The sequence below is a fragment of the Streptomyces sp. SAS_270 genome, assembly GCF_052543295.1.
The window spans coordinates 1-15,899 of the sequence record NZ_JBMNDS010000136.1; the positions used below are offsets into that span (position 1 = coordinate 1).

Genomic DNA, 15,899 nt, shown 5'->3' on the forward strand with positions numbered 1-15,899 from the left:
AAGCGTGCCCTGGTCGAGATGGGCCGTAAGCACGCACGGGACGTCCGTCTCGTGCACCCGGCGCACACCACGATGGACTGTGCGCAGTGCGGAGCGAGAGCCAAGCACGCACTACCTCTCTCGATGAGAACGTATACCTGCACCGTGTGCGGAGCCGTGTCCCCCAGGGACAAGAACTCCGCCCGCGTGGTGCTGGTCCGGGCAGGTTGGAACCCGGACGGTGCTGAGGGCGCAAGACCTCCTGGTCCGGTGGACCCAGAGGCAGCCTGAGCCGTAAATCCCCGCTCAGCCCTGGAGGGTGGACAATCCCCTCCCTTCAGGGAGGGGAGCCTTCAAGGTTCAGATTCCCCCGCCGGCGGCTATCAGGCCGCCGTCCACGGTGAGGGTCTGGCCGGTCACCCAGGACGCGTCGTCGGAGGCGAGGTAGGCGACCGCCGCGGCGATGTCCTCGGGGGTGCCGAGCCTGCCGAGCGCGTAGCCCGCGGCGACCTGCTCCTCCCGGTCCTCGTAGAGTTTCGAGGCGAAACGGGTCTTGATGACGGCGGGGGCCACCGAGTTGACCCGGATGTGCGGGCCGAGTTCCTGCCCGAGCTGTTCGGTGAGGTGGATGAGGGCGGCCTTGCTCGCGCCGTACGCGCCGATGCCCTCGGCCGCGCGCAGGCCCGCGACGGCTGTCATGTTGACGACCGCGCCGCCGTGTTCCCCCATCCACGCCGTGTGGGCCTGGCGCAGCCAGCCGAGGGCGGAGAGCACGTTGACCTCGAAGACCTTGCGGACGGCGTCCTCCTGCAGGCCGAGGACGGGACCGAACACCGGGTTGATCCCGGTGTTGTTGACGAGGACGTCGAGGCGGCCGAAGGTCTGGACGGTGCGTTGTACGGCCTCGGCGCGGTGGGCCGGGTCGTCGGCCTTGCCGGCGACGGCGAGGGCGTGCTGCGGGCCGCCGAGCAGGGTGACCGCTTCGGCGAGGGGTTCGGGGGAGCGGGCCGTGAGGCATACCCGGGCGCCCTCCGCGACCAGGCGTTCGGCGACGGCGAGTCCGATGCCGCGGCTGGCGCCGGTGACGAGGGCGACCCGGCCCTGGAATCGGGCGGGGGAGACAGGGGTGCTCACGGTGGGGTACCTCCAAGGGGGTGCGTGGGTTCCGTGACCGCCGCCGTCCGTGGCGGCGACGGTCACGGCGGGGACGCAGGGCGGGGCTCAAGGACCTGGGCGGCGCCACCCGTGCGGGGGATGTGACGGGAGGTGCCGCGTGCGGGAATTGTCCCTACCGTGTCCGGTACTTGGCCAAAGCCCCGCCCTGCGTCACCTCGACAGTAGAGGGGCGGGGCGGGGCTTGGACATTCTCCCTTGGGGGACTTCGGATGCCACCAAGGGAGTACGGCATCTGCGGCGCGCACCGGATATCGGCGGGCGTCTGTTCACGACGCCCGGGTGAGTGATCCGCGGTTGGCCAGCAATTCACGCCGGTTCGCCGCGCCGAGTTTGCGCAGGATATTGCTGACATGGTTCTTGACGGTCTGTCGGGCCAGATGAAGTTCGGCCGCTATTTCGTCATTGGAATAGCGGCCCAGGAGCAGTCCGAGTATCTGCTGTTCGCGGGTGGTCATGCCGTGCACGCGCGGCCGCTGCCCCGCGGCGGGCACCGTGTCGGCGTGCTCGCGCAGGTGCCACACGGGCCGCCCCGCCGCGAGGGAGTCCACGGCCCGCACCAGCCGCTCGGGCGTCGCCGAGCGGTGCACGAACCCGTCGGCCCCGCTGGCGAGACAGGCAGCCACCACCGCGGGGTCGTCGGTGCCCGTGAACATCAGCACGGCCGGCGGGCGGGCCAGCCGTTTGGTCTGGCGGCACAGGTGGACCCCGTCGCCGCGGCCCGCCAGGTCCACATCGGTGACCAGCAGGTCGGCGCTCAGGCGCCGCACCAGTTCCAGGGCGCCTGGCCGGCTCTCCGCCTCCTGGGTGTCATCGACCGCGCCGGAGTGCCTCAGCAGTGAGGCCACCGCCGCCCGGGAGATCGGGAACGGGTCCACCACGACCGCAACTCTGTGTCGCGACAGCGAAGACGCCGGGTCAGTGTCTGCCATCGTCTGGCTCTTTCTCCTCGCTCACTCAATGCCTCCGGGAAAGAAGGAAATAGGGGTGGCCGGCTCCTTCCTGAAGATGTCTGGAACGCGAACCTAGCGCCCCCTATGGCGCCCGCGGCCGCCGCGTACTACGAGGGGTTCTACGCGTGTTCCGAGAGCTCCGTGCGGATATCTCCTTCGGCTCCCCGGCGTACCACCGGGCGAAGTGCCTGAAGAAACAGCACAGTTGTCACCAAAGAATGACCGAATTCGTCCTGCGGCCCGTGTTCTGTCCTTTGCCGCCACCGGCTGCCTAGCGTGAGCGGTCAGCCACCTGCCGGTGCGCAGAAAAGGAGTTCCCGATGGCCAAAGCACCAGACCTCAGCCCGCCGACACGGCCCCTGGACGACACCGAAGCGCCCGACAGCAGCGCCCTGGAACTGGAGAGCCTCGTCCAGCGGACCGCGCCGTCCATGCACGAACGGCTCGATGAACTCGCCGCCCTCCAACGCGAGGTGGCCGACGGGCCCGACCCCTCGGCCACCCAGCGCCAGCACGCCCGGGGCAAGCTCACCGTCCGCGAACGCATCGAACTCCTGCTGGACAAGGACTCCTTCACCGAGATCGAGGGCCTGCGCCGCCACCGCGCCACCGGCTTCGGCCTGGAGGCCAAAAGGCCGCACGGCGACGGCGTCGTGACCGGCTGGGGCACCGTCGAGGGCCGCCAGGTGTTCGTGTTCGGGCACGACTTCCGGATCTTCGGCGGCGCACTGGGCGAAGCCCACGCCCAGAAAATCCACAAGATCATGGACATGGCCGAAGCCGCCGGGGCGCCCCTGGTCGCCCTCAGCGACGGAGCCGGCGCCCGCATCCAGGAGGGCGTGACCGCACTCGCCGGCTACGGCGGCATCTTCACCCGCAACGTCCGCATGTCCGGCGTGATCCCGCAGATCAGCGTCATCCTCGGACCGTGCGCCGGCGGCGCCGCCTACTCGCCCGCCCTCACCGACTTCGTCTTCATGGTGCGCGGCACCGCGCAGATGTACATCACCGGCCCCGACGTGGTGCACGCCGTCACCGGCGAACAGGTCAGCCACGACGAACTCGGCGGCGGCGACGTCCACTCGGCCCGCTCCGGCGTCTCCACCTTCCTCCACGACGACGAGGAGTCCTGCCTGGCAGACGTACGCCACCTGCTGTCGATGCTGCCCGCCAACAACCGCGAACTGCCACCCGACGAGGACAGCGACGACCCCTGGGACCGCAGCGGCGACGCACTGGTCAACCTCGTACCGGCCAACCCGCACCAGGCCTACGACATGCGCCGCGTCATCGAGGAACTCACCGACGACGGCGACTACTTCGAACTGCACGAACGCTGGGCACCCAACCTCCTGACCGCACTGGCCCGGCTCGGCGGCCAGGTCGTCGGCATCGTCGCCAACCAGCCGATGGCCGGCGCCGGAGCCCTCGACATCGCGGCCTCCGAGAAGGGCGCACGGTTCGTGCAGTTCTGCGACTCCTTCAACATCCCCCTGGTCACCCTCGTCGACGTGCCCGGCTTCCTGCCCGGCACCGACCAGGAACACGACGGCATCATCCGACGCGGCGCCAAACTCCTGTACGCGTACTGCAACGCCACCGTCCCCCGCGTCCAGGTCATCCTGCGCAAGGCCTACGGCGGCGCCTACATCGTCATGGACTCCCGCTCGATCGGCTGCGACCTCTCCTTCGCCTGGCCCACCAACGAGATCGCCGTGATGGGCGCCGAGGGCGCGGCAGGCGTCGTCTTCCGCCGCGAGATCGCCGCCGCCGACGACCCCGACCTCGCCCGCGCCCGCCGCGTCGCCGAGTACAAACGAGAACTCATGCACCCCTACTACGCGGCCGAACGCGGCCTGGTCGACGACGTCATCGACCCCCGGCGCACCCGCGAACTGCTCATCAAATCAATGCGCATGCTGCGCACCAAACACGCCCAGCTGCCCGAGCGCAAGCACGGCAACCAGCCCGTATGAGCACCGAGCAGCAGAACCCGCCACCGCCTGCGGTACGGCTCGTGCGCGGCAACGCCGATGCCGACGAACTCGCCGCGGTGCTCGCCGTACTGCACGCCCTGGCCACCCGCACCCCCCAACCGCCCAGCCCCCGGACTGTCCGCCCCCGCCCGCGGTGGACCCACCGCACCGGACACCCGGCAGCGGGCACCTGGCGAGCGAACCCACCCACCACACCACGGCCCTGAACCGGGCGGGCCGGCCCCGCACATGGCCCGTGCACAGCACAGGCCGCCAGCGGAAGACGCGCGCCGCCCTTCCCGGCCCCGCCACCCGTGTTCCTTAGGAAACACACGCCCCGCACCTCGGTGGCATGTGCCTTGAGCGGCCCCACGGGCAGCTCCTAACGTGTCGAGCACCGGCCGGAAAACAAGCACACCCCACAGGTCCGCCGCAATGCGCCGGTCGAACTCCCGCACACAGGAAGCAATTTCCGGAAAGCGGGAGACGGCCAGGCGCGGCCCGCGGACATGAACACCCCCACGACGCCACACCCCTCTTGAGACACGACACAGGAGTCAGCCATGCCCCACACCGTCCGCCCGCAGGAGGCCACCCGATGAAGGCCCTGCTGCCCACCGGCCGACCCGAGGAAATGGTCGAGCTCGGCGAGAGTCAAGAGCCGCAGCCGGCGGCGGACGAAGCCCTGATCGAGGTGAGGGCATTCTCCGTCAACCGCGGCGAGGTCTTCCAACTGCACGGACCGCTGCGCCCGGGAGGAGGCCGCCCCGGCAAGGACATCGCCGGCGTCGTCGTCCGCGCGGCGGCGGACGGCAGTGGACCGGCCGCCGGCCGCCGGGTGGTCGGCCACCCGCCCGCCAACGGCTGGGCCCAGTACGTCGCCGTCCCCACCCGCTCCCTCACCGAGATCCCCGACGACCTCTCCTTCGAGTCGGCGGCGGCCCTTCCCCTGGCCGGACTGACCGCCCTGCGACTGCTGCGCACCGCGGGATCGGTCGCCGGCAAGCGGATCCTGCTCACCGGAGCCTCCGGGGGAGTTGGCCACTACGTCACCGAGCTCGCCATCGGCGAGGGCGCCGAGGTCACCGCGATCACGGCCACCCCCGAACGCGGCAAGCACCTCACCGAGTTCGGCGCGACAGTGGCGCACGACCTCAGCGAGGCCGCCGGCCCCTACGACATCGTCATGGAATCCGTCGGCGGCACCTCCACCCCCCAAAGCCTCGCCCTGCTGAAGGAACGCGGACAGCTCATCTGGTTCGGCCAGGCCTCCCGCCAGCCCGCCCAGCTCAGCTTCTTCGAGTTCTTCAAGGGACCGCGCTCGGCGACCGTGCGCCACTTCCACTACGAGCACTTCGACGAGCTGTTCGGCACCGACCTGGCACAACTCGTCAGCCTCGTCGCCAAGGACCGGCTGCACCCGCAGATCGGCCGCCTGGAGGACTGGCAGCACACCGCCACCACCCTCAACGACCTGCGCGACCGGAAGATCACCGGCAACGCCGTGCTCAGGGTCGGCTGACGAGAGCACCGAACACCAACCGCACAGCCGGCCGGCACGACGGCGCACCGCTGCTGACCTAAGGCCCCCACCATGACGGGACGTTCATGGTGGGGGCCGTCATCACGCCGTCATCCCGTAATCCCGCATCCGGCGCCGCACCCGTGTGGTGAGGTGGCCTTCCGCGTCCGAGTCCAGGGAGGCCGCCGTGTCCCGAACGCCGCAGGAGATCTTCGAGAGCCACGTGTACGCCGGCGCCGTGACCAGCAACGCCGATGCCCTTGCCGAGAACTTCACCGAGGACGGTGTCCTGGAGGCACCACTCATGCCGGCAGGCGCCGCCTTCCCCCAGCGGATGGTGGGCCGCGAGGAGATCCGCAGCGTGATGGCGGCCTACTACGAACAACAGGGAGAGCACGGCCGCGCACCGAACCTGGCGAAGTCCGGATACGTGCTGCACACCACCGCCGACCCCGACGTGTTCATCGCCGAGATCGACACGGTCTTCGACGGAGACGGAGACGGAGACGGTGACGGTGACAAGGGTGACGTGGCCGTCGCGCTGGTACAGATCTTCCGCATCCGCGACGGGAAGATCGCCCACCTGCGTGACTACTTCGCGCCCGAGCTGATGAGCTGAGGACGCCCGAGACAACCGGGGCAAGGGCCGGGGCCAGCCAGACGGCTCGGCGCTGGCTCAACGCCTATCGGCAGCGGAAGAGGGCAGCAGCGCTGCATGAAGCCCCAACCGCGTTTCACGTTGGCTGCGACCACTCTTGATGCACCGGACCCCCATGAGCTGGCGCGGTTCTATCAGGGTCTGCTCGGGTGGCCGGTGCGGAAGGAAGAACCGGGCTGGGTTGAGATCGCAGCGCCGGACGGCAGTGCCGGACTGTCGTTCCAGAGGGAGCCGCTATTTACCCGCCCGCAGTGGCCTTCCACACGGTCGGAGCAGCAGTTGATGATGCATCTGGACATCGAGGTGGACGATCTTGCAGCAGCCGTCGGGCATGCGCTTGCTCTGGGGGCAACGGTGGCGGACTTCCAACCTCAGGCCGGCGTGCGCGTCCTGTGCGACCCGGTGGGCCACCCGTTCTGCCTGTTTGTGCGCACCGGTCTGAGCGCCTGAGGAACTGTTCACTGAAGTTTGTGCAACTTGAAGTTGCTGGTCACAGGGTTGGTGTGGATCGTTGATCGCGTACTCGTGCTGGTTACGGACGATTGCCCACGCTCAAGATCGTCTGCCCGCGCGCTCAGCGACGGACGTGGTAGCGGATGTGGGTGGCCTGCGGAGTGTCGATCACCCGGACGATCTCCAACTCGATCTCTGACGGCAACACGTCGAACAGGCGACGGCCACGCCCGAGAAGCACCGGGATCTGATGGATCTGCACCTCATCCAGCACCCCGACCTCGAGCGCCCGCTGCGCCGTGTACGCGCCACGCACCTGCACAGCTTTGCCTCCGGCTGCGGCCTTGGCCTGTGCCATTGCGCTCTCGATCCCATCGGTCACGTACGTCACCAGTGGATAGCCCCAGCGGGCGGCCGGGCCGGGCGGGCGGTGGCTGGGCACAAAGATCGGGAGACCGCCGTGATCACCACCCCAGTGATCCATGAGCTCGGCAGTCCGCCGTCCCGCGAGCACCGCACCGGCCGCATTCCACTCGTCCTGGAATTGCGCAGCCGGCCCGGACGGCTGGCCGGTCTCCCCGTCAGGGTCGGCCCACTTATGCAGCCGCTCGCCGTCGTCGCCGCCGAGGAAATCGTCGGTGTCGGCGATGTACCCGTCGAGTGACACCGACATGTCGAGCACTGATCTGGACACTTCGACCTCCTGTGGTCTTCCTCCGGACTGGTTTCACTGCGTGCAGACCTGGCGTGGCGGCATTACTCATCGGCCTGCCAGACGATCTTCACCACAGGCACCCGCCCGCGACCAGCCCAGGAGACGACCACCACCGAGACCAGCCCCGATGACCAGCCGTTTTCAAGATGCACATCGCTCAGTGGTGAGTCTGCGGTGGCTGATGAGGGCTGCGGCATGGCGACGAAGGCGAGGAGGTGCTCGGCCTTGCGCTCGTAGCGGCGGTGCAGGCGACGGCATGGCGCCGGCCAGTGCGCCGAACTCTTCCTCGGGTGCAGACACTGCCGCCTCCGCCGTCGAGGCCCCGCGCCGGGGGCCCGACAGCGAGTGGCGTCAGGCGGACCGGCTGGCGTCGTCGAAGTCGGTGGAGGCCGACAGCTCGGCCCATGCCAGCATGTCGCGCTCGAAGGCGTCGCGTCCGGCCTTCACGAGCCGAAGAGCGTCGGTGCCGAGCAGCAGGCGCGTCGGCGGCTGGTCGGCCGCCACGATGCGCAGTACCGCGGTCGCGGCCTTGTCCGGGTCGCCCGGCTGGTGTCCGCTGCCGTGGATGCGCCGGGCGCGCAGCGGCTCGAACAGTTCGTCGTAGTCGGCGATCTCGCGGGGTGCGCGGCTCATCGAGCGGCTGGCCCAGTCGGTGCGGAAGCTGCCCGGTTCGACGGCGGTGACATGGATGCCGAAATCGGCGACCTCCTTGCCGAGGGTTTCGAGGATGCCCTCCACCGCGAACTTGCTGCCGTGGTAGAAGCTGAGGCCCGGCATGGTGATCAGCCCGCCCATCGAGGTGACGGCGATGATGTGGCCGCGGCGGCGCTCCCGCATGTGCGGCAGCACGGCCTTGATCACCGCCACGGTTCCGTAGACGTTCACCTCGAACTGACGGCGAAGGTCATCCATCGAGGACTCCTCGAAGAGGCCGTCATGGCCGTACCCGGCGTTGGCGACGAGTACGTCGACCGGGCCCAGGTCGTGCTCGGTCTCCGCCACGACCGTGTCCACGGCGTCATGGTCGGTCACCTCCAGGATGCGGGCGTGCGCGTCGCCGGCGAGCGCCTCGAAGGCCCGTGCGTCGCCGTGCGTGCGCACCGTGCCCACCACCCGGTGGCCCGCGGCCAGCGCCGCGCGCGCAAGTGCCCGGCCCAGGCCGGTGCTGACGCCGGTGATCAGGAATGTCTTGGTGTCCGACACAGGAGTTCCCTTCATACGATGCGAACAGGAGCCGACCGGGGGCGGGTTGAGCCCCGGCCGGTCCAGGCACGTTCCACTTCAGCACCGGAATCGGCTGCTGATCGGCTTCCGGGGAGTCCGCTTCGCCCTGGGGACAGCCGGACCGGGGGACTGCCAGTCCCCCTTTCGCCGGCCGTCGGGGCGATCTCGGGCCCTATCGTGAACGGCATGGACCGCAACACAGCTCTCGGTGAGTTCCTCCGCTCTCGGCGGGCACGGATCACCCCGCGCCAGGCGGGCCTGTCCGACGACGGCGGCTCCCGGCGCGTGCCGGGACTGCGCCGCGAGGAGGTCGCTCACCTGGCGGGCGTGAGCGTCGACTACTACGTACGCCTGGAACGCGGACGCCGGCTGAACGTCTCCGAGACCGTGCTGGACGCCATCTCCCGCGCGCTACGCCTCGATCCCGTCGAACGCACCCATCTGTTCCAGCTCGCCAAGCCCACCGCGGGCAGGCCCCGCCGCACAGCGACGCGTCCGCAGCCGGTCCGCCCGGGACTGCGCGACCTGCTTCGGATCCTCGAACACACCCCCGCCCTTGTGCTGGGGCGGCGGCTGGACGTACTCGCGTCCAACCGGATGGCCCGTGCGCTGCTCACAGACTTCGACGCGCTGCCGCACCGCGAGCGGAACCTGGTGCGGTTCATGTTCTGCGACGAGAGCGCCCGCTCGCTGTATGCCCACTGGGACACCCACGCCCAGGACATCGTCGCCTCGCTCCGGCGTGACGCCGGACGCCATCCCCACGATCCACTGCTGGCCGAGCTCGTCGGCGAACTCTCCATCACGGATGAGGACTTCCGCAGCTGGTGGGCCGACCAGAACGTGTACCGGCACACGCATGGCAGCAAACACTTCCACCACCCGGTCGTCGGCCCGCTCACCCTCAATTACGAGTCCCTCACCCTGCCCGCCGACCCGGACCAGCGGCTGAGTGTCTACACCGCCGAGGCAGGCTCCAGCTCCGAAGAGGCGCTTGGGCTGCTGGCCGCGTGGATACAGCAGCCCGAGACCTCGCACGGGCAGCACGCAGAGCATGAGACGCCCGCCGGTCCGCGAGGAGCGGCCGGCCATAGTGGCTACGTCCCATGAGCCAGGATGGCCGGCGTTATGGAACGCCGGCAGACCCACCGGCAGGCCTTGCCCGGCACGCCAGGTGGTGAGTGCGGGCCCGATCAGCGCGCATCGGAGACGTCGCTGGGATACGGGCGGTGTCGCGTCAAGTTTCGGCAGTACCGTCGGGCAGGCCGCGCCTTCCCAGGCCGCAAACGAGGTCAGCCGGGGGCGCGTTGGGATCAGACGGGAGCGAACGGAACGAAACGGGTTGCCGAACGACGACACGAATCCCTTGCCCCGCATGAGACACGTCTGCCCTGAGGACCCCGTCCCGGCTCGGTCCGCGAATCGACGCCAAACAACAACCACAGCGGGTCAAAACGCTCCCTATGGGGCGCCCTTCTGCGCGGGATCCAGGGGTGCCGGGTGTGCTGGGGCATCGGTCGGTGCGGCGGCCTGCAGCGCCGCCTGGACCCGGCGGTTGCTGGTCATGGTCGACGTGACGGCGGTCATGGTGAGTAGGAGGCCGGCGGCGGTGTAGAGCGGGGTGCGCACGTCGTAGGTGGTGGCCAGCCAGCCGCCGAGGAAGGCGCCGAACGGGGCGGCGCACATGGCGAGCATGCGGGAGGTGGAGGCGACCCGGCCCATCAGGTGGGCGGGGACGATCGACTGTCGCAGGGAGGGGCCGAGCACCATCGTGGCGCCCATGCCCGCTCCGCAGACGGCGAGCGCCAGCCCGGCAATGTACGGGTTGGGGGCGGCGGCAAGGCCCAGGATGGCAAGCCCTTCGACTGTGGCCGTGCAGGTCAGTGCGGTGCCGGTGCCAAGTCGCCGGCCCAGGATGGAGGCGACGGCCGCGCCGAGCAGACCGCCGGTGGCCTCCGCCGTGAGGAGCAGGCCGAAGCCGTAGGTGTCGATGCCGAGACGGTCGTGCGCGAAGAGGGCGAGGACGGTCTCCACGGCGAGGAAGGCGATGTTCCCGACCGCCGGACGCAGTGCGAGCCCTAGCAGCAACCGGTCCCGGAAGACGTACGAGGCACCGGCCCGCGCCTGCCGCAGCAGCGACTCGCGAACCTGAGGCACGGGCCGGGGCGTGGCGGGAAGCGACCGTACGAGCAGTGCGGAGATGGCGAACGACACCGCGTCGGCGAGCAGCGGCACCGCCCGCCCGAGCGTGAGCAGGGCGCTGCCCGCGGGCGGCCCCGCGAAGCCGGACGCGGCGGTCTGGGTGCCGCGCAGGCGGGAGTTGGCGCGCTCCAGCAGTGCGGGATCGCGGCCGAGCAGATCCGGCAGATAGGCCGTGGCGGCCGTGTCGAAGAAGAGCCCGCCGAGGCCGAGCAGGAAGGCGACACCCGCGAGCAGCGCAATGCTCAGCACGTCGAGCGCGGCCGCCACCGCCGGTATCGCAAGCAGCACCGCACGCGCCGCATCCGCGACCCACATCGTGTGCCGGCGGTCCCAGCGGTCCACCAGCGCACCGCCGAGCACCCCGAACAGCAGCCACGGCAGCGTTCCAGCCGCCGTGACGACGGCGAGCGCCATCGGATCCCGCGTCAACGTCAACGCGAGCAGCGGCAGCGCGGCATGCGACACCCCGTCACCGAGCGAGGACACCGTCTGCGCGGTCCACAGCCGTCCGAACCCGGCCGGCAACTTCCCGATGTCTGAGGTCACTTGGCGTCCCCCTCGGCCTGCTCGCCCGATGCGGGGTGGAACAGTGCGAAGACCAGGGAGGCATCCGGCAGCGACGGATCGGACAGCTGCCGGTACTCGTCCGCCAGTGCCTGCAGCCGCGCCCCCAGCTGCGCGAACTGCTCGTCGGTGAGCCGCAGATGCGCCATCCGTACGTGCCGCTCGCCCTCCGCCGGCGCTGCCTCCAGGTCGGCCACCGCATGCCGCATCAGCACATCCGGCCCTCCCTCGCCCGGATCCGGCAGCTCGATCGACCGCGCGGCCATCGCGTAGTACCGCTCGGTGACCCCCCGCACCTTCCGCGTCCGCACCACCTTGACCAGCCCGGCCCGCTCCAGCAGCCGCACGTGATAGCTGGAACTCCCCTTCGCAAGGCCCACCCGCGCGGCGATCTGCGTAATCGTCGCCGGCTCGAAGCGGAGCACGGCCATGATCCGGTGACGCGTGAGATTGGAAACGGCGCGCAGCTGCTCGTCCGTGGTGACGTGAAACGTCTCGGGAAGATCATCGGTAGGCATGCCCCCAATGGTCAACGTTCCTTGACCATTAGGCAAGGGGTTTGACCCGGGCTTCGCGGCGAAGCTGATCCGCGCACGGCCGTCAGCGTCGGCGACGTACACCACGGCCTCGCCATCCAGGATCACGCCGGGCGGCAAGCGCATGGCGGCCACGGCCATGTCCATCCAGAGTGCGGTGACGTCGAGGCCACGCACCGGAAGCTGGAGCCGGGTCACCCGCGTCCTGCTCACTCACGACCAGGCCCAGCGGTACACGCAGCCCGCGACCACGGGCAAGCGCGACCATCCGCCATCCGCGATGGCCGGCCTTCGCCCGCCGCCACGGCTTTGACATTGACCACGCCGCGCAGTCGGAAGTCGAAGCCCTCGAACCCGACGAACTCCAGCGCCTGGTTCTCGCCGCCGTCGACCCGTACGTCGACCGCGACGTCCTCGCCGAACAGGTGGCACGCGAGGAACAGCAGCACCGCGCCCTGTCCGACTTCCTTGGAGGCTGGGGGCGCGGTACGCGGGGGAAGGGACTAGGGCCTGTCGTTTGGATCAGTCCGGAGTTGCGGGGTCTGGTACGCACATCTGCCGCGTTGTCGTCGGTTGCCGACGCTCCGCGTCCCCGCCCTCCCCCGCCTCGCAGTTGCACGCACCAGACCCCCGCTCGAGTCGGCCGACCTGCACCGCTTCTTGCAGCCAGCCTGATCCGAACGAGCCCCTAGGCGGCAGGAAGTCCCACCTCGCGGTCAAGGTCATGCGCTCCGTTGCCGATTCATCGTGCATGGTCAACCAACGCCAGGCTGTCGTGATCGTGCACGGGATGGGTGAGCAGCGACCCTTGGACGCTCTCACGAAGTTCATTCGGGCGGGACTGCCGCCGGTGAGTCCGGGGAACTGGAAGTTCTACTCCAAGCGGGACGTCGCGTCCGAGTCGTTCGAATCCCGTCGGTTCCTCGCGCCCGCCGACGGTAACCGTCCGCAGACGGAGTTCTTCGAGTACCACTGGGCGCATCTGATGCAAGGGAACCGGATGTCGGACATGCTGCCGACGTTCCTCAAGCTGATCCGCCGGCTGCCGCCGAAGGGGCTCGGGTTCGCGTGGCTCGCCAGTTGGGTCCTCTTGGGTTTGGCGGGGTGGGGGATCTTCGTCCTCGATATTCCCTTCGAAGACGAGAAGTCGGCTGTTGAGAATCTTCTGAACATCGCGTTCACCGTGCTGGGGACGGGCACCTTCGGTGTGGTGCTGCTCTTTCTCGCCACCCGGTTCGGGCCCTCGTTCATCACCAACAGCTTTGTTGACGTCGTGCGCTATCTCGACACCTCGCCCCGGTCGTACGCGGTGCGGCGGGACATCCGCGAAGGGATGGTGGATTTGTTGCGGCGGCTGCACCAGACGGAGATCGGCGGTGGGCCCCGGTACGAGCGGGTGATCGTCGTCGCGCACAGTCTGGGGGCCTACATCGCTTACGACGGAATCACCACGCTCTGGGGCATGACCAGGAATGCCCTCGCCCCGGGCTCTCCGTCGCTGCTCACGCTCGAAGCGGCGGCCGCCGCGATGCCGGGGCGGGAAGAGGCGCGGACCCCCACCCCGGGTGAGACGACCGTCTACCGCGAGGCGCAGTGGGGGCTGTGGACCGATCTTCGCGCCCAAGGAAGCCAGTGGCGGATCACTGATTTCATCAGCTGCGGCACGCCCATGTGCTTCGCCGAGCGGCTCTACACGAAGAACAAGGGCGATTTCGAGGCACGCGTCGCCCGCCGCGAGATCGTCACCTGCCCGCCCCTCCCGCAGGAGGAACTCGGGCCTGGTGACACACCGCTCTCTTTCAGTTGGAACGGGACGGCCGTGCTCAACGACTGGTCACCCTTCGCCGTCGTGCGCTGGACGAATCTGTACTTCCCCTACATCCCCTCGTTCTGCGGATTCCTGGGTGACTGGTTCGGCGGGCCGCTGGGGCGGCTGTTCGGCAGTGGAGTCCTTGACGTCCCGGTGCGGGGGAACAAGCCCTGGCGTCTCGTCCCCGGTTGGGCGCACTCCTGCTACTTCAACTTCCCGGACACCCGCGGCGACGACTCCGTGACCAGACACCTCGCCGACGCCCTCGACCTCACCGCGACTCTGCCCGACTAGAACTCGTGGTCCTTGGCCAGTTCAGCGGGCTCAAGTCTACGAACCCGGAGGTGTCTCCGGAGTTGGCTGGAACCAGGCCCCTGTGAGGCGGGAGATGTGCAGTACCGGGTCCAGGGACGGGTCGATGGCGGTGGAGTGGAAGGCGAAGATCGTTCGGGCCGAGGCGCCAGGGCTGTTCCGGCTGATTCTCACTGCCTCCGTCGATTCGAACTGCACGAGCATTTTCGGGAAGCTGGCCGTCCTGCGCTCGCGCGCATCTCCGCGACGACCAGCAGCATGCCCGACCCGCACGAGGTCAGCCGGGAGACCATCCGGCGTCTTCTTACCGGACAGACCGTCAGTACGTGGGTCAAGGTCGACGCGGTCGTGCGTGCCCTTTGCTGCCTCAGTGATCAGGATCCCGATCACAGGCGCTGGCCCGAGTCGGACCACTACGAAGACGACGATCCGGAGACGTTCAGGCAGTACCTGCGCCGGTTGTGGAACGACGACATCGACCGCATCGAACCGGAGGATGACCCGGCTGGTTCCCCGGCTCAATCGAGTCGACGGTAAGGCACAATCCAACTCTGGGTGGGGCGGGTCTTCGCTCCTGCCCCTGCCGGAGGATGCATGGTCCACCCTCGAACAGGCTCCGACTGGCTGTGCGCCTTCCAACGAATGTCGCTTCTCGGCGAGTTCGGATGTCACCTGGAGACCGGGGCGCCGCTGAGTGTCGACGAGTGCGAACAGCACCTCGGAGACGTTCAGGGGCTGTCGGGCATCCCACCGTCCCCGACGCCGCAGGTCGTAGAGCATCGAGCGGCCCGCCGCACAGGTGCGGGAGAGTGACTCCCGAACTCGTCGACACTGGCTCCGCCGAAAACAGGGCGCCCCTCATGCTCACCGACATTCGACATCGCTGCTCGGGCTCTGGTCCACTTTGTGTGGTCGCGTACGCAGGGTGACCGTTGATCTCCACGTGATGCCGGTTGAGTTCGCCCGGAAATCGCCAGGCTGGACGGTGGTGTGGTCGACAGTTCTTCGCCGTGAACGAAGTGCTGCCACAGCTGGATGAGCTGTTGTTCTCCTCGGTCGAGGGCGTGTCGGTGGAGTCGGTCGAGGTGACCGACACGGTCGTCCGGATCGAGGCCCGTACGACCGCAGGACGGGCGGCCTGCCCGGGGTGCGGATGTTGGTCGGGACGAATACATGGCTCCTACCTGCGATTTCCGCGTGACCTGCCGACAGCGGGCAAGTTCGTCGTGGTGTCGTTACGGGTGCGGCGGTTCGTCTGCGCAGAGAACTGCTGTCCGCGCAAGACCTTCGCCGAGCAAGTCCCCAGGCTTACTCGCCGGTTCGGACGACAGACTGAGCGGCTGCGATCAGCGCTGGTGTCGGTCGGCCTCGCGCTCGCAGGCCGGGCAGGCGCCCGCATGGCGGATGTCTTCCGGGTTCCGGTCAGTAGGAACACCCTGCTGAGGCTGATCGCCTCGCTTCCGGACCCCGCCGCCATCACACCCCGCGTGGTCGGCGTGGACGAATACGCCCAGCGCAAGGGCCGCATCTACGGAACAGTGCTCGTCGATGTCGAAACACGACGTCCGATCGACCTCCTGCCGGACCGGGAGGCAGACACGCTCGCGGCCTGGCTCGCCGAGCGGCCGGGCATCGAGATCATCTGCCGTGACCGGGCCACCTTCTTCGCCGAAGGCGCCACCCGCGGCGCCCCACAGGCGCTCCAGGTCGCCGACCGATGGCAGTGCGCCATGAGGCGCCTTGTCGTATCCCCGGCTCAGCCGGGAGGAATTGAAGGGAGGTTCCTGGGTCCGATGGCTTACCCAACCCGGAAACGGTGAAG

The 15,899-nt window shown here is 69.1% G+C and carries 17 protein-coding genes; 10 read left to right on the plus strand and 7 right to left on the minus strand.

Annotated features, from left to right (window positions below):
• The coding region (locus ACN6LB_RS44235; protein ID WP_445030858.1) for a zinc ribbon domain-containing protein at positions 1-270 on the plus strand (270 nt) is incomplete at its 5' end.
• Positions 271-339: 69 nt separating this feature from the next.
• Here the strand turns inward: ACN6LB_RS44235 and ACN6LB_RS44240 are convergent.
• Positions 340-1,113: an SDR family oxidoreductase gene (locus ACN6LB_RS44240; protein WP_445030859.1), complete on the minus strand. Its 774-nt coding sequence runs from the start codon at positions 1,111-1,113 to the stop codon at positions 340-342.
• Positions 1,114-1,421: 308 nt separating this feature from the next.
• A complete protein-coding gene (locus ACN6LB_RS44245; protein WP_356145423.1) occupies positions 1,422-2,033 on the minus strand; it encodes a response regulator transcription factor in 612 nt (203 codons plus the stop codon).
• Between the two features lie 503 nt (positions 2,034-2,536).
• On the opposite strand from ACN6LB_RS44245, the gene ACN6LB_RS44250 reads away from it, so the two are divergent.
• From ACN6LB_RS44250 to ACN6LB_RS44270, 5 genes are all read left to right on the plus strand, one after another.
• Entirely contained in the window at positions 2,537-4,081 is a 1,545-nt protein-coding gene (locus ACN6LB_RS44250) for an acyl-CoA carboxylase subunit beta (RefSeq protein WP_445030872.1), read from the plus strand.
• On the plus strand, positions 4,078-4,308 hold the full coding sequence (locus tag ACN6LB_RS44255) for an acyl-CoA carboxylase subunit epsilon (RefSeq protein WP_445030860.1): 231 nt from the start codon (positions 4,078-4,080) through the stop codon (positions 4,306-4,308). The genes ACN6LB_RS44250 and ACN6LB_RS44255 overlap by 4 nt, the downstream gene beginning before the upstream one ends.
• A 371-nt stretch (positions 4,309-4,679) precedes the next feature.
• On the plus strand, positions 4,680-5,603 hold the full coding sequence (locus tag ACN6LB_RS44260; RefSeq protein WP_445030861.1) for a zinc-binding dehydrogenase: 924 nt from the start codon (positions 4,680-4,682) through the stop codon (positions 5,601-5,603).
• 187 nt (positions 5,604-5,790) lie between these two features.
• Positions 5,791-6,222: a nuclear transport factor 2 family protein gene (locus ACN6LB_RS44265; protein ID WP_445030862.1), complete on the plus strand. Its 432-nt coding sequence runs from the start codon at positions 5,791-5,793 to the stop codon at positions 6,220-6,222.
• Positions 6,223-6,318: 96 nt separating this feature from the next.
• On the plus strand, positions 6,319-6,711 hold the full coding sequence (locus ACN6LB_RS44270) for a VOC family protein (protein ID WP_445030863.1): 393 nt from the start codon (positions 6,319-6,321) through the stop codon (positions 6,709-6,711).
• Positions 6,712-6,835: 124 nt separating this feature from the next.
• On the opposite strand, the gene ACN6LB_RS44275 is transcribed toward ACN6LB_RS44270, so the two are convergent.
• Together ACN6LB_RS44275 and ACN6LB_RS44280 are read right to left on the minus strand one after the other, a co-directional pair.
• Complete coding sequence (locus ACN6LB_RS44275) at positions 6,836-7,408, minus strand: dihydrofolate reductase family protein (protein ID WP_445030864.1); 573 nt, start codon at positions 7,406-7,408, stop codon at positions 6,836-6,838.
• Positions 7,409-7,780: 372 nt separating this feature from the next.
• Complete coding sequence (locus ACN6LB_RS44280; protein WP_445030865.1) at positions 7,781-8,632, minus strand: oxidoreductase; 852 nt, start codon at positions 8,630-8,632, stop codon at positions 7,781-7,783.
• Between the two features lie 207 nt (positions 8,633-8,839).
• On the opposite strand from ACN6LB_RS44280, the gene ACN6LB_RS44285 reads away from it, so the two are divergent.
• Complete coding sequence (locus ACN6LB_RS44285; protein WP_445030866.1) at positions 8,840-9,763, plus strand: helix-turn-helix transcriptional regulator; 924 nt, start codon at positions 8,840-8,842, stop codon at positions 9,761-9,763.
• 351 nt (positions 9,764-10,114) lie between these two features.
• Here the strand turns inward: ACN6LB_RS44285 and ACN6LB_RS44290 are convergent, their stop codons facing one another.
• The 3 genes from ACN6LB_RS44290 to ACN6LB_RS44300 form a co-directional block, all read right to left on the minus strand.
• Positions 10,115-11,401, minus strand: coding sequence for an MFS transporter (locus ACN6LB_RS44290; RefSeq protein WP_445030867.1), 1,287 nt, complete (start codon positions 11,399-11,401; stop codon positions 10,115-10,117).
• Positions 11,398-11,937, minus strand: a complete 540-nt coding sequence (locus ACN6LB_RS44295) for an ArsR/SmtB family transcription factor (RefSeq protein WP_445030873.1) — start codon at positions 11,935-11,937, stop codon at positions 11,398-11,400. Before ACN6LB_RS44295 ends, ACN6LB_RS44290 begins: the two co-directional genes overlap by 4 nt.
• Positions 11,938-12,164: 227 nt before the next feature.
• Entirely contained in the window at positions 12,165-12,404 is a 240-nt protein-coding gene (locus tag ACN6LB_RS44300; RefSeq protein WP_445030868.1) for a hypothetical protein, read from the minus strand.
• A 341-nt stretch (positions 12,405-12,745) separates the two neighbouring features.
• Between ACN6LB_RS44300 and ACN6LB_RS44305 the strand changes: the two genes are divergently transcribed.
• The 3 genes from ACN6LB_RS44305 (at position 12,746) to ACN6LB_RS44315 (ending at position 15,897) form a co-directional block, all read left to right on the plus strand.
• A complete protein-coding gene (locus ACN6LB_RS44305; RefSeq protein WP_445030869.1) occupies positions 12,746-14,059 on the plus strand; it encodes a hypothetical protein in 1,314 nt (437 codons plus the stop codon).
• 276 nt (positions 14,060-14,335) lie between these two features.
• Positions 14,336-14,614: a hypothetical protein gene (locus ACN6LB_RS44310; protein ID WP_445030870.1), complete on the plus strand. Its 279-nt coding sequence runs from the start codon at positions 14,336-14,338 to the stop codon at positions 14,612-14,614.
• 416 nt (positions 14,615-15,030) lie between these two features.
• Positions 15,031-15,897 (plus strand): ISL3 family transposase, encoded by an 867-nt coding sequence (locus ACN6LB_RS44315; protein ID WP_445030871.1) that lies wholly within the window; start codon positions 15,031-15,033, stop codon positions 15,895-15,897.
• Positions 15,898-15,899: the final 2 nt, after the last annotated feature.